Source organism: Paenibacillus pinisoli, assembly GCF_003605435.1.
Taxonomy (GTDB): domain Bacteria; phylum Bacillota; class Bacilli; order Paenibacillales; family Paenibacillaceae; genus Pristimantibacillus; species Pristimantibacillus pinisoli.
Genome location: NZ_QXQB01000002.1, coordinates 1,181,274 through 1,205,245, shown reverse-complemented (window position 1 = coordinate 1,205,245; position 23,972 = coordinate 1,181,274). Strand labels below are relative to the sequence as shown.

Genomic DNA, 23,972 nt, shown 5'->3' with positions numbered 1-23,972 from the left:
AACGTTAATTTATGATTGCAGGGTTACGTCAGTTGCCGTCGCCCAGCTGCCTACAGGTGTCACTTCATAGGTTACGCCATCCGCAAGCTTGCCTTCATTCTGCAGTTCGAATACGCCAACTGCGCCTTTGCGGGTTTGTACTTTATATTGAGCGGTCAGGGTCGTGCCGTCAGAGCCCTTCAATTGAACCGAGCGGTAAGCGAACAGCTCGTCGCCAGGGTCCGCTGTCAGCGTTACATTCAGCGTAGCTGCATCGACCTTCGTTGCGGAAGCGATCTGGAGCGGCGACATTGCTTCAGCCGTGAACGTGTTGTTCTTAAGCTCGAACCAGTCCGCTGTTACCGTATACTTCACGCCAGGCTGAAGCGTAGTGCCAGCCGGCAGACGGAACTTCGGCTCTTGCTTGCCGTCGGTCGATTGCGTGAAGCCCACATAGCCTACTGTGATCGGCTCTCCGCCCTCTGGCGTCAGCGTAGCTTGTCTTGTCGCTAGGGAAGAGATAATCTGCATCGGCTGTCCGTTCCACTTGTTATTCTCATCCACGACGATCGCATTGGCGCCGCGGCCTCCTGCATAAGCGGAGATCAGGTAGCCGTAATCGACAACTCCGTCTGCACGGAAGGAGTCTACTTCGAACGTATCGGCGGTTACTTGGCGGACATCTTGAAGCTGAATCATCTCATCGCTTGCCAGTACCGTGTGCTTTTGTTCGCCTTTATAGTTTGTTGTGTATGTTGTGCCTGGTGTCATCGTCTGTACCGGAACGATATAAGTGGCAATGGATCCCGTCTTCAGACGCGGCTGATTGACGAGCTTCAGATCATGGTCGAAGGCAAAGTTGGCATTGGCAGCAGCTGTCGTCTCATCCTCCAACGTAAGCGGTGCGGAGAATGTCACTTCCAGCGTAATTTTGTTCAGCGATCTGATGGATACGATCTCGGCGGCTTCGGAACGAATCGCCTTCTCGGACAATACCAGCAGCTGAGCGGCTTGTCCGCGAGTCAGACCTTGTTCCCCGGCATCGAGCTGCTCCATCCAATATTGAACGGATTTGGCATCACGCTGCAGCGACTTGGCGATGATCGCCGAGATATCGGAGCTTGCTGCCGGAGCGTTCGGCTGCAGGGCGTCTGCGCTTTCTACCAGGCCGCTTGCGGCAGCGGTGTCCAGATACGAAGTGTACCAGCGGTCCTGCTTGCCTTCCAGTTGCTGAGCTGCTTTGCCTTGGTCAGGATTCAGCGCGAGCAGAATCATCTTCATCATCTCGGCATTGGTTACTTGTTTGTCGGCTCTGATGCTGCCGTCTGCATAGCCTCTCAGTACACCTTGGTTAATTAGCTGTTGAATCGCCTGTTCGGCTTGCTGGTTGAAATTTGTAACTGCAGATTGCTGAATATTGGCTACAGGCGCCAGTGATGCCGCCTTTGCCGTGAACGGGAGCAAAGCGCCTCCGCCGATAATGGCTGATAGAGCGACGATAGCCGCTTTCTGATTGATTGTTTTCATTTGCTTATCTTCCTCTCCATAGTAGTGGTGTGAAGCTTACATTCATCTTAAGCGACCACTCTAAATCAGCAGATAAGAAAGTATAAACAATTTCTAAACGGAAGGATAACTTTTTGCAAAATCGAAGGTCAGGCTATCATATCGTAAACCGGTATCCGGCGCCCCAGACTGTCTCGATGAACTGGGGATTGGAGGGATCGGCTTCGATCTTCTCTCTGATTCTGGAGACATGGACGGTTACTGTAGCGATATCGCCGCTGGATTCCAAGCCCCATATTCGCTCGAACAGCTCCTCTTTATTAAACACATGGTTCGGATTGGACGCCATGAACAGAAGCACCTCGAATTCCTTGGCCGTAAGCGAGACTTCCTTGCCATGTACGAACACGCGATGTGACGATTTATGAATGGACAGCTCGCGGATATCGATCCGATCTGTATTCGCGGCTTTTTGCCCACCTGTGAACCGCTCATATCGCGCCAGATGCGCCTTCGCCCTGGCGACCAGCTCGTTCGGGCTGAACGGCTTCGTGACGAAGTCGTCAGCGCCAAGCCCGAAGCCCCGGATCTTATCGATATCCTCTTTCTTGGCGGATACGATCAGAATCGGCACATCCAGCTGGCCGCGGATCGTCCGGCAGATCTCGAAGCCATCCATGCCCGGAAGCTGGAGATCAAGAATGATAAGGTCATAACCTCCGCCAAGCGCCTTCTCCACGCCTTCGCGTCCATCGAGGCACACGTCCACGCCGAAGTCATGCAGCAGGAAATAGTCCTTTTGCAGCTCCGCAATATAAGGGTCATCTTCAATGATTAACAGTTGCTTCACGATTCATCACCGACGATCTACAAAGTTTTTTAAAGTAAAAGAAATGGTCGTGCCTTGTTCTGGCGCGCTGTCCGCCCATATCTCACCGCCATGGCCTTCGATAATCTGCCTCGCAATCGCAAGCCCCAGTCCGCTGCCGCGAACGGAAGGGCTCCGCGACGGCTCGACACGGTAGAATCGCTCGAAGATATGGGGCAGAGCGTCCGGATCAATACCGGGTCCGTTATCCGTGATGCTGATTAGGACTCCATCCTCCTGGCGCTTGATGCCGATGGCCAATTGCTTGGGATGCTGATCCATATACTTCAGGGAGTTGTCCAGCAGGTTCATCAGGACACGCTTCAGCTTCTCGCGGTCAGCCAGTACGAATATCGGCTGCGGTTGCTCTTCTTCATCCCAGCGAACCTCCACGGTCTGGTTGTCGAGCTCGATCGACAGCTCGCTTACAACGCGATGCAGGAACGGACTCAGCTCTACTTGCTCGAATGAGAAGGGCTCCTTGTTCAGATCAAGCTTGGAGTAGAAGAGCAGCTCGTCGACCAGCCGTTCCATATCGGTCGCTCTGGTATGAATGGCCTCCACGTACTTCTCCTGCTTCTCCGGCGTATGAGTCACACCGTCCCGGATGCCCTCCGCATATCCCTTGATTGTCGTGATTGGCGTTCGCAGATCATGCGATATGTTCGAGAGCAATTGCTTGCGGTTGTCCTCGTAATGGAGCTGAAGCTGGATCGACTGATGCAGCTTCTCGCGCATCTGGTCGAATGTCTGAACGAGCTGCCCGACCTCGTCGCGCGAGGAGGCTTTCAACTCATAGCTCAGATCGCCATCCTTGATATGCTCGGCGGACTTGCGGAGCTGATCCAGCGGATGGACGATCTTTCGGGTGACGTAGCGGTAGAGAAGGAAGCCGGTTAATAATAATATCGCGACAAAGACGAATATTAACAAGGGAAGCAAGGTTCTGACCATCTCGGCGAAGGGGCTGCGCTCCCGCATGACAAAGACGCTGCCCTTCACATCCGACTCGGCGGAGAAGTAGAAATCAAACTTCGCGTATGAATAAAAATGATTGCCCGCATTCATCGTATTGCGAATGGTGTTGTTGTACATATCGTAAGACGGCAATGCCCCGGTCAGATTGGCATCTTCAAGCTTCGGAGCAGCGTACAGGATCTTGTCGTTCTCCCTTACGACGAGCATTGCCTGCACCATTTTCAGCTGGTAATCATATTCCTCAAGGATTTGCTTGTTTTTGAGCTGAGCCGGGTCGTGCTTAGCCAAATATTTCAAGTCGAGAAATAGATTCTCCTCCTCCTCGGAGAGGGGGTGAAGGGAAAGATGAATCTTGTAAAAGCTGCTGATGCTGCGGAAGTCGCCTGTTACGGCAACCGAGAGCAGATACGCTGCCAGCACGAACAAGATAACGGAGATGACGACGACCGAGGTGAATGACAAAAGCAGTCTGAAGCGGATGGACATGCGCAAGTTCTCCTTTCCTGGTTCAATTCCTCAGCAGCAAGCAGCGGCTTGCATTTAATTATGAATTGTAGTGGACAAAGCCTGGATTCGCAACCGAAGATCATGAAAAAGGCCATTCTCCTTATAGAGAATAGCCTTTGCCATTCAGCAGCTAATATTTCTTCGGGGGACAAACGCTTCAAATCTTGCGCGGCTATACATCTCTCGATCCATCTAAAACCAGTCATAAGGTTAGTGGTGAAGGGTGATTCTAACCACTGGGGAAAAAATATAAGCGAAGGTGGACATCGACATCATGAAAAAAGTAGCTCTTCTTATGCTCTCTGCAACTGTTGCTTTGACTGTATCCGCTGCATCGGCATCTGCTGCTACGAACCCGCATCACAAAGCCCGCGAACACAAAATGCATGCGGCCGAGCACAAAGTGAAGGCCCATGAGCACAAGCTTCATGCCAAGCAGCATAAAGCTCGCGAGCACAAGCTTCACGCGAAGGGTCTTCGTCCTTATGCATTGCCTGAGACTGGCAATGGCGGCATGAGCAAATAATAAATGACAGCCGAAGAGAAGAGAGCTTCTTCTCTTCGGCATTCAGGAGAATCGAGCCATGAAGAGACAGGTTTTAGCCATAGTCTTACTCATTTCATTGTTGTTAACAGGCTGCTCGGATAACAAGCGTCAGAACGATCCTTTACAAGTGACCCCGCATCCCATTCCATCTGCCGTCCCTTATGCGCACGCAACTCCGTTGCCATTACTAACACCGCCGCCTGCACCAGTAGCTCCGGCCGATATTTCTAATTCAATGCCATCGGGAACTCCGGGCAATGATCAGCCAGAAGCTGAGTTATCCGTTCCCAGGAGGCTTGTTATTCCATCTGTACATATTGACGCCCCCGTTGTTGAAGTAGGCGTATTGGAGAATGGCAAGATGGGTGTTCCGTCGTCGGTGGACACCGTGGGTGTTCTGTATCCTTGGGTATTGCCGGGGGAAGCGGGCAATGCGGTTATGGCCGGCCATGTAGACGGCAAGCAGGGGCCGGCAGTATTTTATCCGCTGCAGCAGTTGAAGGCAGGAGATTCCGTGCAAGTCCATCAAGCCTCTGGAGAGTATCTGGAGTTTGAGGTAATGGCTCTGGCAAGCTATCCTGCGAATGAAGCACCACTAGAGCTTATCTATGGCGATACGGAAGAGACGCGCCTTAATTTGATTACATGCACAGGAAAATACGATCGCAAATCAAAGCAATACGATAAAAGATTGGTGGTATATACAAAGCTTAAGGAACAAAGCTCTTCTTGATATCCTAGCTTGATCTAAGCCAGCGCGCAGAAAAAAGGGCTAGCCTCAAAAGAGGCCTGCCCGAAGTTGGAATTTTTTGTTATCTAGCGGTTCTTTGATTTAACACCTTGCTCCATGTGCTTTCGTTATCAGAGGAGACAGAGCGGATGGTGATTTTATAAATGGTATTGGGTGCTAGCCCGTCAAAGGTATACGAAGAGATGTCTTCTGTATGAATGATCGTGCCGTTAAAGTCGATCTCGTAGCCCTCAGCGCCTGGTATAGCCGCCCAATTCACCGTTATGGAAGATGAGGTAGCAGTGGCTGTCAGCACCGGTGTAGCCAGCAAGGTTTTAACCACAACCGGCTGACTCCATTCCCCGACACCGCCAGCATTTTTAGAACGGACACGAACGGTATATTCTGTGTTTGCTGTTAGTCCAGTTCTGGTCAGCGTTGTGTTGTTAACACTGGATACGGCCCCGTTAACCTCCACGTCATAGCCGCTCGAACCTGTCACAGCTGCCCATTTCAATGTAATGGAATTGCTCGCATTCGATACAGCTTCGGATATAGCCGCTGTGCCTGGCAGGGTCCATCTGGTTAGCGCAGCTGTCCACAAGCTATTGTTGTTTTCGTTTAAAGCGCGAAGCTTATAGCTATGTTGTGTTCCGGCTCCAAGACCGGTATGAGTATAACTTGTCACATCGCCAACATTGGTGACAACGCCATCCAGTTCAAGCTCGTAGGAGGAAGCTCCTGTAATGGCTGCCCAGTTGAGCGTAATGCTGTCGTTAGCAGAGGTTCCGTTAAGAACAGGTGTGATCAGCAGTGTTTTCACGACGACTGGCTGGCTCCACTCTCCGGTCCCGCCAGCATTTTTGGAACGGACACGAACCGTATAATCGGTATTAGTCGTCAACCCGGTTTTGTTCAAGGTTGTGCTTGTATTGCTGGATACGGCGCCATTAATTTCTACATCATATCCGTTAGTACCGGTCACAGCCGCCCATTTCACTGTAATGGTCGTGCTGGTATTGGATACAGCTTCAGAAATGACAGGCATGCCTGGAATTGTCCATCTTGTTAACGCAGCCGTCCAGAGGCTGGCATTGTCTTTACTTAATGCGCGAAGCTTGTAATTGTGCTGGGTCCCAGCTGCTAAGCCGGAATGGGTGTAGCTGACCTCATCTCCGACAGCAATGACCGTACCATCCAATTCAAGCTCGTAAGAAGTTGCGCCTGCGATAGCGCTCCAGTTGAGTGTGATGGCGTCGCTGGAAGAAGCCCCGCTTAAAACGGGCGTGGTCAGCAAGGTTTTAACCACAACCGGCTGACTCCATTCCCCGACACCGCCAGCATTTTTAGAACGGACACGAACGGTATATTCTGTGTTTGCTGTTAGTCCAGTTCTGGTCAGCGTTGTGTTGTTAACACTGGATACGGCCCCGTTAACCTCCACGTCATAGCCGCTCGAACCTGTCACAGCTGCCCATTTCAATGTAATGGAATTGCTCGCATTCGATACAGCTTCGGATATAGAAGCAGTGCCTGGCAGGGTCCATCTGGTTAGCGCAGCTGTCCACAAGCTATTGTTGTCTTCACTTATTGCACGAAGCTTGTAGCTGTGTTGAGTTCCGACATTTAAGCCAGTATGAATGTAAGTTGTAACGTCGCCAACATTGATGACAACGCCATCCAGTTCAAGCTCGTAGGAGGAAGCTCCTGTAATGGCTGCCCAGTTGAGCGTAATGCTGTCACTATCAGAAGCTCCACTGAGAGTTGGTGTAGCCAACAATGTTTTCACTACGACTGGCTGGCTCCACTCTCCGGTCCCGCCAGCATTTTTGGAACGGACACGAACTGTATAATCGGTATTAGTCGTCAACCCGGTTTTGTTCAAGGTTGTGCTTGTATTGCTGGATACGGCTCCGTTAATTTCTACATCATATCCGTTGGTGCCAGCCACAGATGCCCATTTCACTGTAATGGCCGTGCTGGTATTGGATACAGCTTCAGAAATGACAGGCATGCCTGGAATTGTCCATCTCGTTAACGCAGCCGTCCAGAGGCTGGCATTGTCTTCACTTAATGCGCGAAGCTTGTAATTGTGCTGGGTCCCAGCTGCTAAGCCGGAATGGGTGTAGCTGACTTCATCTCCGACAGCAATGACCGTACCATCTAATTCAAGCTCGTAAGAAGTTGCGCCTGCGATAGCGCTCCAGTTGAGTGTGATGGCGTCGCTGGAAGAAGCCCCGCTTAAAACGGGCGTGGTCAGCAAGGTTTTAACGACAACCGGCTGACTCCATTCCCCGACCCCGCCAGCATTTTTGGAACGTACTCGCACGGTATATTCAGTGTTGGCTGTTAGTCCAGTTCTGGTCAAAGTTGTATTGCTGGTGCCGGACACGGCGCCGTTAATCTCGACATCATATCCGCTAGTGCCCGTCACAGCTGTCCATTGCACTGTAATAGAGCTGCTTGCGCTCGATACAGCTTGAGAGATAACGGGAGTGCTTGGCAGGGTCCATCTGGTTAGCGCGGCTGTCCACAAGCTATTGTTGTCTTCACTTAATGCACGAAGCTTGTAGCTGTGTTGAGTTCCGACATTTAAGCCAGCATGAATGTAAGTTGTAACGTCGCCAACATTGATGACAACGCCATCCAGTTCAAGCTCATAGGAGGCAGCGCCAGCAATAGCTGCCCAGCTGAGCGTAATGCTGTCACTATCAGAAGCCCCACTGAGAGTTGGTGTAGCCAACAGTGTTTTCACGACGACTGGCTGGCTCCACTCTCCGGTCCCGCCAGTGTTTTTGGAACGGACACGAACTGTATAATCGGTATTAGGCGTCAATCCTATTTTATTTAGAGTTGTGCTGTTATTGTGGGATATGGCTCCGTTGATTTCTACATCATATCCGCTAGTGCCGGTCACAGCCGTCCATTTTATATTGATGGAATTACTTGCGGTTGATATGGCCTCAGAGATCGTAGTTAGGCCTGGACTCGTCCATCGTGTCAAAGCGGCTGTCCAATGACTATGGTTATTCTCGCTTAGAGCACGAAGCTTATAGCTATGTTGAGTTCCGGAAGCTAATCCAGAATGAACGTAGCTTTTCTCGTTGCCGACATTGATCACAGTGCCATCTACGTCCAACTCATAGGATGTGGCATCTGGAACGGATTCCCAGTTCAGTGTGATGTTATCACTGGAAGAAATGCCGCTTAATACGGGTGTAGGTAACAGCGTCTTCGCCACAACGGTTGGACTCCACTCACTGAAAGACACGCTGTTTTTTGACCGTACTCGGATAGCGGCTTCTGAATTAGGCGGTAAATTTCTTTGAATGAGTGAATTATAATGTTCAACACTAACAATCGTTCCGTTAAATTCCACCTCATGGTTTTTAATAGACGGTATATTCGACCAGTTTATTGTAATTCTGTCCGTATCAGAAACGGTTGAGATATTAGTAGGCGTTGGTGGGGTTGTCGAATAACTGAAAAGCTGTCCCCATACCCCTCCCTTGACTCTTACTCTATAGGAGTGGAGTGTTGCCTGTTGCAGATTGCTATGCGTGAAGGCAGTATCGTTTACTTCGTGAATAAAGCCGTCTGCTTCCACTTCATATGCAGATGCACCCGGAATTGCATTCCAAGACAGATGAATGCTATCTTCTGTTGCCTGAGCTGTTACTTTGGGTATTGCACTTGTTTCAGCTGTAAATGAACGAGGCTCTGCATTTTGATAATAGAAGAAATTAAGGCGGGAATCGAGATCAATTACTTTTTTGCTGTCTGCGTCAATGATCAGATATAAGGGAGGGTCTAGAAATGTGGTTTGCCGAGGCGTATTAAAGCCATATACATCCACATAATCCGAAATGTAAGACCCGCCAATATTATCGAACATCATTTTTCTTAATGTATAAAATACGACATCCACTCTAACGCGGTATGCATTAGGCACATAACCTGTATATGTTGAATAATAGGTGCCGAAAGATGCTTCCGTTACTGTTGTTGCAGAAAGCGGTCGTATGGTCTGGTCGCGTATAAAAGTAATAGATCCAGGACCGGAAGAATAATCACGTTGCCATTTCAGCTCTATAGGCACTCCGTTAATGGATACCTGGCCTCCATCAACAATCAGCTCATATTGACCGTTTGAGCTAGGCAGGGAATAACTTGCATTTGCCTGATGCGGGGAAAATGCGGTTATACATAATAAGCCCATCAACAAGAAAATTATTGCATTTGTACTTCTTTTCATGATTCTCCTCCTTGAAAATGAATTAAAGTTACATATAATACTATCGGTTAATTATTGAAAAAGTGTATAAAAAAGACCAACCATGATTTACATATGGATGTAGAGGAGATATATGGTTTTTGATTATCTATATAAACGGATTTCAAGAGGCTCTTGTCTTAAAAATATTGCCTCCTCATGCTATGATGGTGTCAAATCCTAAGTAGATCAGGAGATTCATATGGAGAAGACCAAGATTCTTATCATTGAGGATGAAGCGGCTATCGCCGACCTCCTTGCCTATGGCTTAAGCAAGAAAGCTATGAGGTGAAGACGGCGTCCACCGGTGCGGAAGGACTGCGCGAGGCAGAGCAATTCCGGACCGATCTGCTCCTGCTGGACTGGATGCTGCCAGATATAAGCGGGCTTGATCTATGCAAAAAAGTAACTGCGGAGTCGGGCATGCCGATCCTGATGATTACCGCCAAATCCGACATAACCGATAAAATTCTCGGCCTCGAATTCGGGGCGGATGATTATATAACGAAGCTGTTCGATCTGCTGACTGGGGCTCGGGTAAGGTATTAGCAATTTTATGGATTAATAACACTTTTATCATATGGAAAAATATAATAATTCATGTCTATACAGTCTTCGCATATTAATATAGAATATGGAAGGATGTATTTTAATAGGAAAAAGTAGAAAATCCATTAAAATATATCCGATTATCATATGTGGAGGCAAATACAGTGAAGTGGAGAAAATGGCTCGTTGTCATCCTTGCTGCAGCAATCTGGATGATGCCTATGTCAGCCCAAGCGATTACTATGTCCGAATTGAAGTCCGGAATTGTGCTTGGCCAAGCTGCTAAATCAGTTTCAAAGTTTTTTGTGAATGGCGTACAAGTGCCTGCGATGACATTTAACGGCAAGCTGATTGTGTTTACGAAGGATCTGAAAAACTTTGGTTTCAGCACGACATGGAATAAAGAGCAAAGGGATATCGTTGTCCGCAGAGACTTGAGCCGCAATGAATTTGCGAAAATGAAGGATACAACAAGCGCAAAACCGGTTAATGTCCTTTATACGGATATTAAAGTTTATTTGGATAACCGCATAGTGCCTGCGTTCTATGTGGATAATGCGACAGCAATTTACGCAGAAGATTTATTCCGATATGGATCGATCAGCTATGATACAAAAGCCAAGGAACAGCGATTGACGCTGTCCAAATATCCCGGCAAGGACCTGCCGGTTGGAATGAGAGTATCAGAGGCGGACTATTCCATTCATATATCCAATTATTCCGGCACAAAGTACCACTTTATCAATTTCGACTTGTTCTACTATAATCGGGCGACTCAGAAAGTAGAGACGTTCTCGGATATCTTCTCCGGCATTGAGGCCAGCAAAAAAATGGACTTCACCTATGTGAGCCCGGAGATACACTTTGAATATGCGGATGCATGGAAATATGTATTCCTTGGTATTGTGTTGCAATCGACAACGGACGAGAATGGAGCAGTCGTCAACAATCCCATTTATAAGGACGAGGCCAATTACGTTAAAACCAAATATCTGGAATATGCGCTTATGCTGGAGAAGGTGCGCAAGACGAATTTGGCGAGTGAGCTTAGGGCGAATAATCATGTCCCGCTTAAAGTAACAGGAACGACGATGGCCTACAATCTGATTGGCGTTCCGGAGCCGCAAATTACGTTCAAGAATCTGTCCGGCAAATCGATTGATGCTTTTGAGATCGAGATTCGCACCTTTGACACATTCGGAAGACCGGTTACGTTCCCTGGATATGGCAACCTGACCCTCGGGATCGCCCAAGAAATTTTGATTCCGCCTGGAGCCGAAGAAACGATGGTATGGACATTGAATTTATTCGAAAACGCGACCAAGGTGAATGTTACGGTAGTGAACGTGCATTATACGGACGGAACAACCTGGAAGAAGAAAAAATAATATGCGCCAACCGCCGCGCTTGAAGAGTCCGAGCCCCATTCGGGCTCTTCTTTTTGTTGAACAGCCATTATTGTGTGCTTCCAGTTGGAACGGGCTAGTTAATCGAATCGGCATGCCGGCTGCAGATTGTCCAGTAAAATTAAGGAGCCAATACAGGTAAACTCTGCTAAAATAACAGGGGGATGCGGACTGGCAGCAATATGTTGTCTTGTAAATTTTGCATCGATCTGGAACGTCGCACGTAATTAATTTTATGGAGAGATGGATAATGGTTCCACTCATAGCTCGGATAGCCCATTCGAAGGAATGGAGGGGGTGTGTCGAATGAAGGGCATTAAGCTGCTTGGATTAATGATCGGAGTCGTGGTTGTGAATATCGTCGTATTGTCCCCGGGACTGCTGGGAGTGGAGATTGGCGGCGACAGCGTGCTGGAGACGGCCTCCGGCGTTACGCTGCTGGTTGTCAGCTTCCTGGTACTGGCATATGGAAGCTACTCGCTGCTGATCAAGCCTCCGCATGTGCCGGCCGTTAGAGAGGTGAAGACACACGAGGATTATGCAGCTGCGCTTGCTCAGTTCCGCAATGTGAAGGGGCTAAAGAAAGAAATCGCCCTCGCCATGGATCAGTTGGAGCGGCTCGACAAGAAGAAGGATACGCTGCTTGATGTGCTGGCGCAACGGTTCGAGCCTTCGGAGCTTAGCTATAAGAAGTTTATTTCGGTGATCGACGAGGTTCGCAAGCTGTTTTATTTGAATATACGCGGCATCTTGAACAAGCTTAGCGTCTTTGACGCTCAGGAGTTCGCCCGCTTTGCGGGTCAACAGAATAAGCCGGGCCTCTTCTCGAACAGGCTGGTCCAGGAGAAAGCGGCGCTCTATCAGGAGTATTTGTCTCATATGTCCGGGTATCTGGGCGTGAATGAGGAGATATTGCTGAAGCTTGATAAGTTGCTGCTGGAGATTTCTTTGCTGGGCAGCACGGATTACCGCGATGTCGAAGAGATGCCTTGCATGAAGGAAATCGATCAGCTGATTAACCAAACCAAATATTATAAGCAATAAGGGGGAGTGGAGCATGGCAAACAAAGGCAAAGCGTTTTTTGTGATTATTGCTATAGCCGCTGTTGTTTTTGGACTCGTATATGCAGGAATTACATTAACCTCCAACCTGGGCAAACCGGATTCGCAGGTGACCATGGAGGATGCAGGCAAGCGGCTGGATAAGCTCTATAAAAATATTCAAGTCAAAAATGCCGTTCCGGTAAAAGGCCAGATCGACCTTGATCCGGTAGCAGTCGGCGATTCCTTGCCGGATATCTCGAAATTTGCGGTGTCGGTCGAGAATTCGACGGACAGCTTTGTTGAGATTTTCTCCTCCACGGAGAAGTCCGGGACCGGCATTGACGGCTGGCTGAATGAAGTGGCTCAAGCTTTCAATCAGTCGAATACGCAGGTGAACGGCAAGCCGGTATCCGTGAAGATTCGCAATATCGCTTCCGGTACTGCTGCGGATTACATACGGTCGGGCAAATATATCCCGGATGCATTCACGCCGTCGAATGAGCTGTGGGGCGAGATGGTGAAGGCCGAGGGGGTGCCGGCCGAGCTGGTCTCGAAGCGGCTAGTCGGCAACGTGACGGGTATCGTGACACGGAAAGCGAAGTATGACGAACTGGTCGAGAAGTACGGTTCGATTAATGTCAAGACGATAACAGATGCGATTGCGGATAATGAGCTGTCGATGGGTTACACCGATCCTTTTGCAAGCTCGACGGGCCTTAATTTCCTTGTCACTTCGCTGCGCACATTCGATCATAACAATCTGCTGGGCGAGACAGCGGTGCAAGGGTTTGAGCGCTTCCAGGAGAATGTGCCGTTCATCGCTTCGACGACGATTCAGATGCGTGACGCAGCCAAGACGGGCATGCTGGACTCCTTCGTGCTGGAATACCAGACGTATGTCAATGCGGCTGATCTGAAGAGCGGTTATGTGTTCACGCCGTTCGGCGTAAGGCATGACAGCCCGTTGTACGCGCTTGGCGATCTGCCGCAGGAGAAACGGGATATTATTAAGGCGTTCGCGGATTTCGTCGCACAGGATAAGAATCAGAAGCTTGGAACAGAGAAGGGCTTTAACGGCCTGGAGGAATACCAGTCCGAGCTGGAAGCGGTAGACGGCGGCACGCTGGTATCCGCGCAGAAGCTGTGGAAAGAGAAGAAGGACGGCAGCAAGCCGATCGCAGCCGTATTCGTAGCCGACGTATCCGGCAGCATGGACGGCGAGCCGCTGAACCGCTTGAAGGAGTCCCTGCTGCAAGGTCAGAAGTATCTCGGCCGTGACAATAGCATCGGATTTGTATCCTACTCCAGCGACGTGACGGTCAATCTGCCGATTGCCAAATACGATACGAATCAGCAGTCCATGTTCGTCGGGGCGATCAACAGCTTGCAGGCAAGCGGCGGAACGGCTACGTTTGACGGCATCGTCGTCGCTATGAAGATGCTTCAGGATGAGGTGGCGGTGAATCCCGACGTGAAGCCGGTCATATTCGTCCTGAGTGACGGGGAGACGAATGAAGGACATTCGCTTAAGGATATTCGAGGTCTGATCGAAACCTACAAAATCCCGGTCTACACGATCGGCTATAACGCTAATATTGAAGCGCTGAAGAGCATATCAAGTATTAATGAAGCGGCCAGCATCAATGCCGATAACGATGATGTCGTATACAAAATCGGCAATCTGCTGAACGTGCAGATGTAATTTACATTCGGTTTAAGTCAAGTGCTTGGATATAGACGGAGCATCTATTCGCTGAGGAGGGATTGTATGTCTTTCACAATGGAAGTGATTAAGCCTGAGGAAATCAAGACCGCGATTGAAGAGCAGGTGAAGCCGGAGCCTGAGGAAGTGCAGCAGCTCAAGGAGCTTGCGCATAATAACGTATCTACTATTCTGGCTCTCGATATCGAATCGCTGGAGAAGCGCAAAGAAATATTGCAGTCGATCGACAGCTTTGGCATGAACACGATGAGATCATCCTCGGATAAAAACGCGCTGCTGCAGGTTTCTGTGGGGAAGCTGTCCAAGACCGGCGATGAAGGCGGGCAAGTGGCGAAAGGCTTATCGGAGCTGCATCTGCAGCTTAAGGATCTGGATCCTAGCGCAATAGACTTTGCAAAGAGCGGGTTTCTGGGCAAGCTTTTTAATCCGCTGCGCCAATATTTTGCCAAGTTTCAGAAGGCTGATTCGGTCATCTCTGACATTATAGTATCGCTGGATAAAGGCAAGACGGTGCTGCGCAACGACAATACGACCCTGGAATTCGAGCAGCAAGCGCTGCGGGATCTGACCAAGCGCCTGCAGAAGGAAATTCAGCTCGGCATTCTGATGGATCAGGAGATCGAGTCCCAGATTGAAGCGGCGAAGCTTCGGATGGAATCGGAGGATAAGATTCGGTTCATAACCGAGGAAGTGCTGTTTCCGATGCGTCAGCGGGTGATGGATTTGCAGCAGATGCAGGTCGTGAACCAGCAAGGCATTATGGCGATTGAAGTCGTCATGCGGAATAATAAAGAGCTGATTCGCGGTGTCGACCGCGCCCGGAATGTTACGGTCTCCGCTCTTAAGATTTCGGTAACGGTGGCAAGCGCGCTCTATAATCAAAGAATTGTGCTGCAGAAGATTGAGCTGCTCAACGAGACGACGAACAATATGATCAGCGGCACGTCCAAGATGCTGAAGAACCAAGGCGCGGCGATTCACAAGCAATCGCTGGAGACGAGCATCTCGGTCGATACGCTTAAGCAGGCGTTCTCCGATGTGCTGGACGCGCTGGATTCGATCAGCACCTACAAGCAGGATGCTTTGCCGAAGATGAGAGATACCATCACGCAATTCAGAGAGCTGGCCGACACGGGAGAGAAGCAGATTCTTCGCCTGGAGAAGGGGCATAAGCTCGGCTTGTAAGCTGCATTGTTCTAATAAGATCATATGTGATGAGTGCCACAGCCAGCTTGGCTGTGGCATTTTGGTATATGCGCGTATGTTGGGGCCAAGTCATGTCCGTCAAGAGGTCTTAAGGAAATGGATAGTTGTGTTCATGCTCAGCGGTGCTATAATGAACGGAGTGAAAGGGGGGAGGCAAGCAGCTGTTCGAGCTTTAGTGAATATACGGCTGCTGATTCCTATGACGGCTAATGACTTGCCTCTGACAAGAGAGGCGATACTGGATGCAGCGGAGCAGGTGCTGCGCCGGTTCGGACCGGACAAAACATCCGTAGTCGATATAGCGAAGGTGCTGAAGGTCAGCCATGGCACGCTATATCGCCACTTTGCAAGCAAAGCTTCCATTCGGGAAGCGGTGACAGAGCGGTGGCTGCATCAGAGCATTACGATCCCGCTTGCGGCGATTGGGGACGAGGCCGGCGGCAGCGCGGCTGCGCAATTGCGCTTATGGATGGAGACGCTAATCGGGCTCAAACGCAGCTTCTCCACTCAGGATGCGGAGATGTTCAGCATGTATGCTGCCGTTACGCTAATCGAAGCAGAGATGATCGCGCAGCATGTAGAGCGGCTTATTGAGCAGGTGGGCCGGCTGATCGACAAGGGCATGCAGAATGGAGAATTCAAGGCCGCAGATTCAGCTCAGCTTGCCCGTGCATTATTTTTGGCGACGTCGCGCTTCCATCATCCCGCTCATGCCGCGGAATGGCTGTTGGAAGGGAATGCAGCTGACTTTGAAGCGGTATGGACGCTGCTGATGAGAGGCATGTTGAGCTCTTAGGATAGATTAGCGCATACGAAATTCACGATGTTAACCTTCGACGTTCCGTTCGGAGGTTTTTTGCTTTGTTTTGGCGATATGAGGATTTAGGGAGCGAGAGTAATTTAGAATGACAAAAAATAAAAAATGTCATTTGACATTTGTTTTGCACGGCGTTATGATGTTCTCACGCCGCATGCGGTAAGTATTCAAGCGGCATATAAGGATAGACTAGCAATAGAACAACAGATATATGGATATGCTTTCTATGCTGGGCAACGGAATAACGATACAGAGGTGGGATTGAGATGGAACAAGCATTGGTTGGCAAGGTGGCTCTCGTCACTGGGGCATCAAGAGGCATGGGGAAGCAGATCGCAGAAGATTTGGCGCAGCATGGGGCCAAGGTTGTCGTAAACTATGCGAGCAGTCCCGCCAAGGCTGAGGAAGTTGTCGCCGGCATTGTGCAGCGCGGCGGCGAAGCGATCGCTATTCAAGCGGACATAAGCGGGGTAACAGAGGTTGAACGCTTGTTCCGGGAGACGCTGGACGCCTATGGACGAGTTGATATATTGGTGAATAACGCAGGCGTTATGATTACGAAGCCGCTGCTTCAGACGACGGAAGAAGACTTCGACAAGCAGTTCGCTATCAATGTGAAAGGGACGTTCTTTGCGATCCAGCAGGCAGCGAAGCATATGGGCGATGGCGGACGGATTATTAATTTCTCTACATCGGTGGCTGGACAGATGTTCCCGGCTTACAGCACCTATGCAGGCACGAAGGGCGCTGTAGAGCAGTTCACGCGCCAGCTGGCGAAGGAGCTGGGGCCAAGAGGAATTACGATCAATGCGGTAGCGCCGGGTCCAGTGAATACGGAATTGTTCACCGTTGGCAAGTCGGAGGAGCAGATTAAGGCAGTCGGCAGCATGAATGCTTTCGGCCGGATTGGCGAGCCGCAGGATATCTCCGATGTCGTTCTCTTCTTAGCCAGCGAGCAGTCGCGCTGGGTGACAGGGCAGACGCTTCGCGCGAACGGCGGATTTATTTAATCGCATGTATGTTTTAGAGCATAAGATAGAGAAAAGCCGGACCTGGAGGTCCGGTTTTTTGCATGCCTCTGAACCTATATGGCCGGCAGCAGCAGGTTCTAAAAGAGTTAGCAGAAGCGCTGGTATCTAAAAGGAAGGATGGCACTGGCTTCGAAGGCCGCGCCATCCCTATTCGCTGACTATACTTCTACTGCTTCCGGGCGTTTAATCTGGAGGGGAGGAGGGACAAGCCATCCTTTTTCTTTGCTGATGCGCAATATCTTTAGGCCATTTGCCGTTTTGGTTGCATGGTACTTGGCGAACAAGGCCCCTACATCCTCACGGATGGACTTGCCCATAATTTGGCTGCAAGCCACAAGCCCTGCTGCGCCGTCGGCGGCAACCATCGGTGCGATCTCGTTATCGGCGAATCGAGCCCCCGCAGGGATATCCTCCCATCTTGCCTCGGGCCTTGCCGGTGGCGAAGGAGGGGGAGCAATGCCGTTCTCCTTTAATATTTCATCGCACTCTTCCGCTTCAAGCTTGGCTTGATCGATGCATTGATCAAGATGCTTCTTCAAATCTTTATCGCCTGCATGGATTTTGAGGGCGCTGTATGTGGAGATGCAGCCTTTGGCGACCATGGAGAATTGCCAAATATCATAAATCTCGCCGTAATGAAGCGGGTTGTCCTTCGGATTACCAGATAAAATGCCCATGTTTAGATTCTCCTTATTTACCTGACATTGCAGGCATCGTAATTAAAGGTTAGTCCGATGGCTATTGTGTCATGGACGGATACGTCATAGCCGTCGCCGATCTTTGGTAGTAGCCAGCTGTATTCATCGCATTTGCATTAACATTTACATTGGCAGGCTGGTAATGGTTCAATACAGTATTCGTCGTGATTTCCTTCATCGTTGGAACCTGATAATGTCCCGCCTCGTTCATGTATTGCCATACTTCATAAGCTTGCTCGGAGCAATTCACTGCACCCTGCTGCATCATGGAGCGCAGCTGCGGGTTCGCGCATTCCAGTGCGGCAATAATCTTCATGGATGCGGAAGATTTGTGAAGCATCAGCAAAGCGCAAGCGACATCCTTGTCGTCAATTTGATTCGGGGATGCGTTCGGGCTTGCAGGGGCCGGATGGTCCAGGCCGTAAGTTGGTGTAAAGGCTTTGGGTGCCATATAAGGCGAACCTGCGACAGCTCCTTGGCCGGACAATTGCTGAGCGGCTTGAACGCAGTGATTGTATTCATTGACCGTGAATTGCAGCTGCTTATCCATGATTCCTGCCAGCCGCGGATCCCTTACATGCGGACGATACAGCTGCATCGTATTAATAATGGAGATTGCTGCCGAAAGCACCTCATGTACTTCCATCGTTTCGTGTGCGCCTAAATGTGCTGCCAAACTATTTCCTCCTCGAAAGTTAAATGGTGCAACGTGTTTAAATTGCCTACATGGGCTGTTATTTATGTGATGGAAAAGTTTATCCTATACCTCGATAATGATAGGAAGGATCATCGGCCTTCTTTTTGTCTTCGCGTACAGGAAGGCGCCAACCGAGTCTTTTGTTTTCGTCTTAAGAAGAGACCATTTCCAGTCATTGCCTGACTCCTGCAGTTCCTCGATTGTCCTGATGACGATACGGCTGACTTCGCCAAGCAGTCCTTCTGATTCCTTCACATAGACGAACCCTCGCGAGATGACATCGGGGTCGGATAGCAGCGCGTTCTCTTGGCGGCTGAGCGTAACGACGATAACGATGATGCCATCCTCAGACAGATGCTTGCGGTCCCGCAGCACAATATTCCCGACATCTCCGATGCCGAATCCGTCTACCAGCGTATTGCCTGCAGGAACTTGCCTCGTGCTGACGGCTTGCCCTTCGCTAATATCCAGTACATCCCCATTACGCAGAATAAAGATGTTCTCCCGTTCGACTCCCACGTCTACAGCAAGCTGGCGGTGCTGATGCAGCATCCGGTATTCTCCGTGAATCGGCACAAAGTAGGTCGGTTTCATAAGCGTAAGCATCAGCTTTAGCTCCTCTTGGCTGCCATGGCCGGATACGTGCATGCCGGTTCCTCCGTGGCCTCCGTGAATGACATGCGCGCCTAGCAGATACAGATGATCCAGCGTGCTGGCTACATTGCGCTCATTGCCGGGTATCGGAGAAGAAGCAAAAATAACCGTATCGCCGGGATCGACCGTTATTAAAGGATGTGTAGAGCTGGCGAGACGCGACAAAGCGGCCATTGGCTCGCCTTGACTACCCGTACATAGCACTGCGATTTGCTCGCGGCCAAATTGTCCGGTTTCTTTCGGTTCGATGATCATTCCTTCAGGGATATCCAGATACCCAAGCTCTTGGGACACCTTCACGACATTAACCATGCTGCGCCCTAGCAGCAGCAGCTTGCGGCCGGTTTTGGCGGCAGCGTTGATGACCTGCTGCAGCCGGTTCACATTGGAAGCGAAGGTAGTGAGGAATATTTTGTTTTTAGCTTTCTGGAAAGCCTCCTCAATCCTTTCGCCAACCAGCTTCTCGGAAGGCGTAAAGCCGGGACGCTCCGCATTCGTGCTCTCTGACAGCAATAGCAGCACGCCGCGTTCGCCGATTCGGGCCATTTTATGCACATCAGGAAATTGCTTGTTGGCAGGGGAGAGGTCGAACTTGAAATCTCCGGTGTGGACGACGGTTCCTTCCGGGGTATCGATCGCGATGCCAACACAATCCGGGATGCTGTGATTCGTGCGGAAGAAGGAGAGCTTCAGCGAGCCAAGCTCGAAGACGCTGTCGGTGTGAATATCATGCAAATCTTTATCGCTCAGACTATGCTCCTTCAGCTTTCCTTTTATCAAACCCAGCGTCAACGGAGTCCCGTATACAGGCATATTCAACTGTTTCAAAATGTAGGGAATAGCCCCGATATGGTCCTCGTGTCCATGGGTAATAAATAACCCCCGGATGCGCTCCTTGTTCTCCATCAAATATGTAATATCCGGGACGATGAGATCGATGCCAAGCAGGCTTTCATCCGGGAATTTGGAGCCGCAATCGATGACGACGATATCGTCGCCGTATTGAATCACGTACATGTTCTTGCCGATCTCGAATACGCCGCCGAGCGCGAATACGGACAGCTTGCCAGCATGCTGCGGCTTGTTAGGGTGAGCCATCTTATCCGTCCTTCCAGTTATTATCCTAAAGTCGATGGTCCGAAGTTAGGCATACAATTTTGGTTGTTTTTAATATTCGATAATTTGGTTAATCTATGCACCCGCTGGTTGCTCTGGCGGACAAGACGGTCACTGTTTTGAAAAAAATGATCACAAATCCGTTGACTTTTGAAAACGGTTTATTTATCATGAAAACTAATAGATCCAACATAGATCTATCATAGATCTATCGAACAAACCCCAGAAGTGGAGGTTGATCGAGGTTGTCACAACATCGGGTTATCGCATCCTATCTCATCGAAACTCCTCATTCCTTGGCCCATGCCGCGGAGTTGATGGCTGGAGAACAATCTACAGGAACTTTTGTTGCGGTACCTGGCGAGACGCCGGAGCTGAAGGCCCGCCACAGCGCGGAGATTATTGGCACCGAAGAGCTGGAAGAGATGCTGGAACCCTCCTTGCCGCATAGTGTCCCGCCGCCTGGGGGGGACAATCCTGTGTATCGAAGAGGATTGGTCAAGTTATCTTTCCCGCTAGATAATTTCGGTCCATCACTTGCCAATCTGTTGAGCACGATAGCCGGCAACCTGTATGAGCTGCGTGAGCTGTCGGGCATCAGGCTGACCGATATCGAGCTGCCGGAGCCCTTCGCCGAGAAGTACCCCGGACCTCAATTCGGCATCGAAGGGACCAGGAAGCTGGCGCAAGTCTATAACTGGCCGATCATTGGCACCATTGTGAAGCCGAGCATCGGCCTCCCGCTTTCTGAATATGGACCGCTTGTCACAAGCCTGGCGGAGTCAGGCCTGGACTTCATTAAGGATGATGAGCTCTGCGCCAATCCGCCATATGCGCCTTTCGAACAGCGGGTGAAGATCGTAATGGAGGCGATTGAGCGGGCAGCGGACCGAATAGGCAGGAAGCTGATGTATGCCTTTAACATAACGGGCGACATTGACGAGATGCGGCGGAATCACGATATCGTCGTGAAGGCGGGCGGAACCTGCGTAATGGTTGCCGTCAACAGCATGGGCTTGCCGGCCGTCGCTCATCTGAGGCAATACGCAGAGCTGCCGATCCACGGCCATCGCACGCAGTGGGGGGCGATGACCCGCGCTCCGATGCTGGGCATGAGCTTCAAGGCTTATCAGAAGCTATGCCGGCTTGCCGGCGTAGACCACCTTCATACGAACGGGCTGAATAGCAAATTTGCCGAGAGCAACAAGGCTGTCGCGCAGTCCATCAAGGCTTGCCTTGCGCCATTCCTTGGCGGGTATCCTGTGATGCCGGTGCTTTCATCCGCGCAGTGGGCGGGAACTGCGGAGCCTACTTATCAAGCAGTTGCCACGACGGATGTGATTCATCTGGCCGGCGGAGGCATACTGGCTCATCCGGGAGGCGCAGCCGAAGGTGTACTCAGCATGAGACAAGGCTGGGAGGCAGCGTCGAGCGGCATTGCCATAACGGAATATGCCAAGACGCATCCTGCTCTTCAACAAGCGATAGATAAATTCGGGAAAGCTCGCAACTAGACTATGGCGGAGGTACAGAACATGCAGGACAATGAGCTTCTACTGGCTTTTTACGGAGATGATTTTACGGGCTCGACGGATGCCATGGAAGCACTGTCTCGAAGCGGATATCGAACGGTGCTGTTTTTGGAAGCGCCTTCGGCCGATATGCTGAAGCGCTTCGAAGGCATCCGGTGCATTGGGGTCGCAGGAACAAGCCGGGCGAAGAATCCCGAGGACTTGGGGCAGGAAGTGAAGCCGGTGATGGAGATGCTGTCGCAGCTGCCTGTCGGCGTCATCCATTACAAGACCTGCTCGACCTTTGATTCCTCGCCAGAGTTCGGCAGTATCGGCGAAGCGATAAGAGTGACGCTGCCTTGCTTCGAGAAGCAAGAGACGGTTCCGCTGCTGGTCGGGGCCCCGGCGCTAGGCCGATATACGGTATTCGGCCATCACTTCGCCAGGTATGACGGAGAGGTGTACCGGCTCGACCGTCATCCGGTCATGTCGCGCCATCCTGTTACGCCGATGGCGGAATCGGATCTTCGGCTCCATCTGCAGAAGCAGCTGGATGTCCGGATGGAGCTGGTAAGCGTTGCAGATCTGCAAGGCGATGCCGAGTCGGCAGGAAGGGCTTATCGAGAGAAGCTGCAAAGCAAACCGGGCGTTATCTTGTTCGATGCGCTGGATGATGCGACAATGAGGCTGACAGGCCAGTTGATTTGGGAATCGGCAGGTGAGGGATTGCGGTTCGTGGTGGGCTCCTCCGGTGTTGAATATGCCTTGACCGCTCATTGGAGCGAAGCGGGCATTCGGAAGGCAGACGAACAGGCGAGCCCGGCAGGAGCAGGCATTGTTCCAGCGGAGCGGATACTGGCGGTCTCCGGCAGCGCTTCACCGGTCAGCCAGCGTCAGGTTGAGACCGCAATCGAGCAAGGATTCGCAGGAATCCGCATTCAGCCGGAATGCTTGGCCGAGGACGGGAGTCTGCCGGAGCAGCTGCTGAAGGAGGCCATCGGCCTTCTTCAAGAAGGACGAAGCGTGGTGCTGTATACCGCGCTAGGGCCTGAAGATCCTGCTATCGCTGCAACCCGCCGGGCCATTGCCGATCGCGGCATCGCCAGCTCCCAGGCAGGAGAGCATATCGGCCGCCAGCTCGGCAGATGGACGAAGCATGTGATGCTTGAGGCGAATTTAAGCAGGGTCGTCATTGCAGGCGGAGACACATCCGGCTTTGTGACAAGCGAGATGGGCATATACGGACTTGAGATGGCATTGCCGATCTCGCCGGGAGCGCCTCTCTGCAAGGTCTACTCGCAGGATGAGAGAATGGACGGACTGGAGCTTGCTCTTAAAGGCGGACAGTTCGGAAGTCCGGATTATTTCGTGAAGGTGCGGGACGCCGCATCGGGTTAAACAATAGGAATCGTGTCGGGAAAGGATGTTGACTTGTACAATGGCTGATCAGAAGAAGGAATCACTCTTGCTCAAGGATATTGCCTACTATCAAATAAAGGAGCATATTCTCGATGAGCGCTTCGAGCCTGGCCGCTTCTTGTCGGAGCGCGAGCTGATCGAGCTGCTGGAGATGAGCAAGACGCCGATCAAGTCGGCGCTTACGCGGCTGGAGACGGAGGGGTTCCTGACCGTATCCTCCAAGCAAGGCATCATCATCAATGATCTGGCGATTGACCGCATTATTGACATTTACGACTTGCGTACAGCTCTGGAGACCTTCAACATTCAGAGCATTGTGGGCAGAGGCCTCTCCGAATCGCAGATAGTGGCGCTTAAGGCCAATCTGGAGGCGACGGAAGAGATTGTCGGCCGGTTGAATGTGAAGGAATTCGCCAAGGCGGACCATGAGTTTCATTTGCTCATCTGCAAATTTGCAGGCAATCAGGAAATCTATAGAGTGCTGCTTAACTATCAAGATCATTTGCTGCGTATCACACTAAGACATCTGAAGAAGGATCCGCACCGGATGAGAGATTTCTTGCAGGACCACCAAGATATATTCGCGTTGCTTCAGCAGGGGAACGGCGATTGCGTCGACCGTATGAAGGAGCATCTCCAGGCATCGAAGCGGAAGCTATTGTTCTAATAAGCAAGGGACAGACAGCATGAGTATGGCAGAATGGGGGAATTTA

18 protein-coding genes and 1 pseudogene are annotated in these 23,972 nt (G+C 50.8%); 12 read left to right on the top strand and 7 right to left on the bottom strand.

Annotation, left to right across the window (positions count from 1 at the left end; all coding sequences use genetic code 11):
• Positions 1-9: 9 nt before the first annotated feature.
• From D3P09_RS12690 to D3P09_RS12680, 3 genes are all read right to left on the bottom strand, one after another.
• Positions 10-1,506 carry an S-layer homology domain-containing protein gene (locus D3P09_RS12690; protein WP_120110262.1) on the bottom strand — a complete coding sequence of 499 codons (1,497 nt, stop codon included), beginning with the start codon at positions 1,504-1,506 and terminating at the stop codon, positions 10-12.
• Between the two features lie 136 nt (positions 1,507-1,642).
• Positions 1,643-2,335 carry a response regulator transcription factor gene (locus D3P09_RS12685; RefSeq protein ID WP_424452356.1) on the bottom strand — a complete coding sequence of 231 codons (693 nt, stop codon included), beginning with the start codon at positions 2,333-2,335 and terminating at the stop codon, positions 1,643-1,645.
• Positions 2,336-2,341: 6 nt separating this feature from the next.
• Positions 2,342-3,817: a sensor histidine kinase gene (locus tag D3P09_RS12680; protein ID WP_120110258.1), complete on the bottom strand. Its 1,476-nt coding sequence runs from the start codon at positions 3,815-3,817 to the stop codon at positions 2,342-2,344.
• Between the two features lie 295 nt (positions 3,818-4,112).
• Here D3P09_RS12680 and D3P09_RS12675 point away from each other — a divergent pair, with 295 nt between their 5' ends.
• Complete coding sequence (locus tag D3P09_RS12675) at positions 4,113-4,364, top strand: hypothetical protein (protein ID WP_120110256.1); 252 nt, start codon at positions 4,113-4,115, stop codon at positions 4,362-4,364.
• 58 nt (positions 4,365-4,422) lie between these two features.
• Positions 4,423-5,118, top strand: coding sequence for a class F sortase (locus tag D3P09_RS12670; protein WP_120110254.1), 696 nt, complete (start codon positions 4,423-4,425; stop codon positions 5,116-5,118).
• A gap of 79 nt (positions 5,119-5,197) precedes the next feature.
• Here D3P09_RS12670 and D3P09_RS27380 read toward each other — a convergent pair whose 3' ends face one another.
• Entirely contained in the window at positions 5,198-9,370 is a 4,173-nt protein-coding gene (locus tag D3P09_RS27380) for a fibronectin type III domain-containing protein (protein ID WP_133304998.1), read from the bottom strand.
• A gap of 220 nt (positions 9,371-9,590) precedes the next feature.
• Between D3P09_RS27380 and D3P09_RS12660 the strand changes: the two are divergent.
• From D3P09_RS12660 to D3P09_RS12630, 7 genes and pseudogenes are all read left to right on the top strand, one after another.
• Positions 9,591-9,910, top strand: a pseudogene (locus D3P09_RS12660) (response regulator); the annotation flags it as partial.
• A 191-nt stretch (positions 9,911-10,101) separates the two neighbouring features.
• Complete coding sequence (locus D3P09_RS12655; protein WP_120110250.1) at positions 10,102-11,325, top strand: hypothetical protein; 1,224 nt, start codon at positions 10,102-10,104, stop codon at positions 11,323-11,325.
• A 324-nt stretch (positions 11,326-11,649) separates the two neighbouring features.
• The gene (locus D3P09_RS12650; protein WP_120110248.1) at positions 11,650-12,387 is read left to right on the top strand and encodes a hypothetical protein; all 738 of its coding nucleotides are present in this window, start codon (positions 11,650-11,652) and stop codon (positions 12,385-12,387) included.
• Between the two features lie 13 nt (positions 12,388-12,400).
• A complete protein-coding gene (locus D3P09_RS12645) occupies positions 12,401-14,089 on the top strand; it encodes a vWA domain-containing protein (RefSeq protein ID WP_120110246.1) in 1,689 nt (562 codons plus the stop codon).
• Positions 14,090-14,155: 66 nt separating this feature from the next.
• Positions 14,156-15,295, top strand: coding sequence for a toxic anion resistance protein (locus D3P09_RS12640; RefSeq protein ID WP_120110244.1), 1,140 nt, complete (start codon positions 14,156-14,158; stop codon positions 15,293-15,295).
• Positions 15,296-15,446: 151 nt separating this feature from the next.
• Positions 15,447-16,112 carry a TetR/AcrR family transcriptional regulator gene (locus D3P09_RS12635; protein ID WP_243644116.1) on the top strand — a complete coding sequence of 222 codons (666 nt, stop codon included), beginning with the start codon at positions 15,447-15,449 and terminating at the stop codon, positions 16,110-16,112.
• Positions 16,113-16,399: 287 nt separating this feature from the next.
• Positions 16,400-17,143, top strand: coding sequence for an SDR family oxidoreductase (locus D3P09_RS12630; RefSeq protein ID WP_120110242.1), 744 nt, complete (start codon positions 16,400-16,402; stop codon positions 17,141-17,143).
• A 179-nt stretch (positions 17,144-17,322) separates the two neighbouring features.
• Here D3P09_RS12630 and D3P09_RS12625 read toward each other — a convergent pair whose 3' ends face one another.
• The 3 genes from D3P09_RS12625 to D3P09_RS12615 all read right to left on the bottom strand — a co-directional run bounded on the left by D3P09_RS12625 (position 17,323) and on the right by D3P09_RS12615 (position 20,311).
• Positions 17,323-17,841 carry a DUF3231 family protein gene (locus D3P09_RS12625; RefSeq protein WP_120110240.1) on the bottom strand — a complete coding sequence of 173 codons (519 nt, stop codon included), beginning with the start codon at positions 17,839-17,841 and terminating at the stop codon, positions 17,323-17,325.
• Positions 17,842-17,902: 61 nt separating this feature from the next.
• Entirely contained in the window at positions 17,903-18,538 is a 636-nt protein-coding gene (locus D3P09_RS12620; RefSeq protein WP_120110238.1) for a spore coat protein, read from the bottom strand.
• An 84-nt stretch (positions 18,539-18,622) separates the two neighbouring features.
• Positions 18,623-20,311, bottom strand: a complete 1,689-nt coding sequence (locus D3P09_RS12615; RefSeq protein ID WP_120110236.1) for a ribonuclease J — start codon at positions 20,309-20,311, stop codon at positions 18,623-18,625.
• Between the two features lie 263 nt (positions 20,312-20,574).
• On the opposite strand from D3P09_RS12615, the gene D3P09_RS12610 reads away from it, so the two are divergent.
• The 3 genes from D3P09_RS12610 to D3P09_RS12600 are packed head-to-tail and all read left to right on the top strand — an operon-like array spanning position 20,575 to position 23,926.
• Positions 20,575-21,843 (top strand): ribulose-bisphosphate carboxylase large subunit family protein, encoded by a 1,269-nt coding sequence (locus tag D3P09_RS12610; protein WP_120110234.1) that lies wholly within the window; start codon positions 20,575-20,577, stop codon positions 21,841-21,843.
• A 21-nt stretch (positions 21,844-21,864) separates the two neighbouring features.
• The gene (locus D3P09_RS12605; protein ID WP_120110232.1) at positions 21,865-23,238 is read left to right on the top strand and encodes a four-carbon acid sugar kinase family protein; all 1,374 of its coding nucleotides are present in this window, start codon (positions 21,865-21,867) and stop codon (positions 23,236-23,238) included.
• A gap of 40 nt (positions 23,239-23,278) precedes the next feature.
• Entirely contained in the window at positions 23,279-23,926 is a 648-nt protein-coding gene (locus tag D3P09_RS12600; RefSeq protein WP_120110230.1) for a GntR family transcriptional regulator, read from the top strand.
• Positions 23,927-23,972 lie beyond the last annotated feature (46 nt).

Coding starts and splice junctions, on each gene's coding strand:
- D3P09_RS27380 (WP_133304998.1), bottom strand. CDS start 9,370: ATGAAAAGAAGTACAAATGCAATAATTTTCTTGTTGATGGGCTTATTA.
- D3P09_RS12675 (WP_120110256.1), top strand. CDS start 4,113: ATGAAAAAAGTAGCTCTTCTTATGCTCTCTGCAACTGTTGCTTTGACT.
- D3P09_RS12635 (WP_243644116.1), top strand. CDS start 15,447: ATGAACGGAGTGAAAGGGGGGAGGCAAGCAGCTGTTCGAGCTTTAGTG.
- D3P09_RS12625 (WP_120110240.1), bottom strand. CDS start 17,841: ATGGGCATTTTATCTGGTAATCCGAAGGACAACCCGCTTCATTACGGC.
- D3P09_RS12605 (WP_120110232.1), top strand. CDS start 21,865: ATGCAGGACAATGAGCTTCTACTGGCTTTTTACGGAGATGATTTTACG.
- D3P09_RS12600 (WP_120110230.1), top strand. CDS start 23,279: ATGGCTGATCAGAAGAAGGAATCACTCTTGCTCAAGGATATTGCCTAC.
- D3P09_RS12630 (WP_120110242.1), top strand. CDS start 16,400: ATGGAACAAGCATTGGTTGGCAAGGTGGCTCTCGTCACTGGGGCATCA.
- D3P09_RS12690 (WP_120110262.1), bottom strand. CDS start 1,506: ATGAAAACAATCAATCAGAAAGCGGCTATCGTCGCTCTATCAGCCATT.
- D3P09_RS12640 (WP_120110244.1), top strand. CDS start 14,156: ATGTCTTTCACAATGGAAGTGATTAAGCCTGAGGAAATCAAGACCGCG.
- D3P09_RS12670 (WP_120110254.1), top strand. CDS start 4,423: ATGAAGAGACAGGTTTTAGCCATAGTCTTACTCATTTCATTGTTGTTA.
- D3P09_RS12615 (WP_120110236.1), bottom strand. CDS start 20,311: ATGGCTCACCCTAACAAGCCGCAGCATGCTGGCAAGCTGTCCGTATTC.
- D3P09_RS12650 (WP_120110248.1), top strand. CDS start 11,650: ATGAAGGGCATTAAGCTGCTTGGATTAATGATCGGAGTCGTGGTTGTG.
- D3P09_RS12645 (WP_120110246.1), top strand. CDS start 12,401: ATGGCAAACAAAGGCAAAGCGTTTTTTGTGATTATTGCTATAGCCGCT.
- D3P09_RS12680 (WP_120110258.1), bottom strand. CDS start 3,817: ATGTCCATCCGCTTCAGACTGCTTTTGTCATTCACCTCGGTCGTCGTC.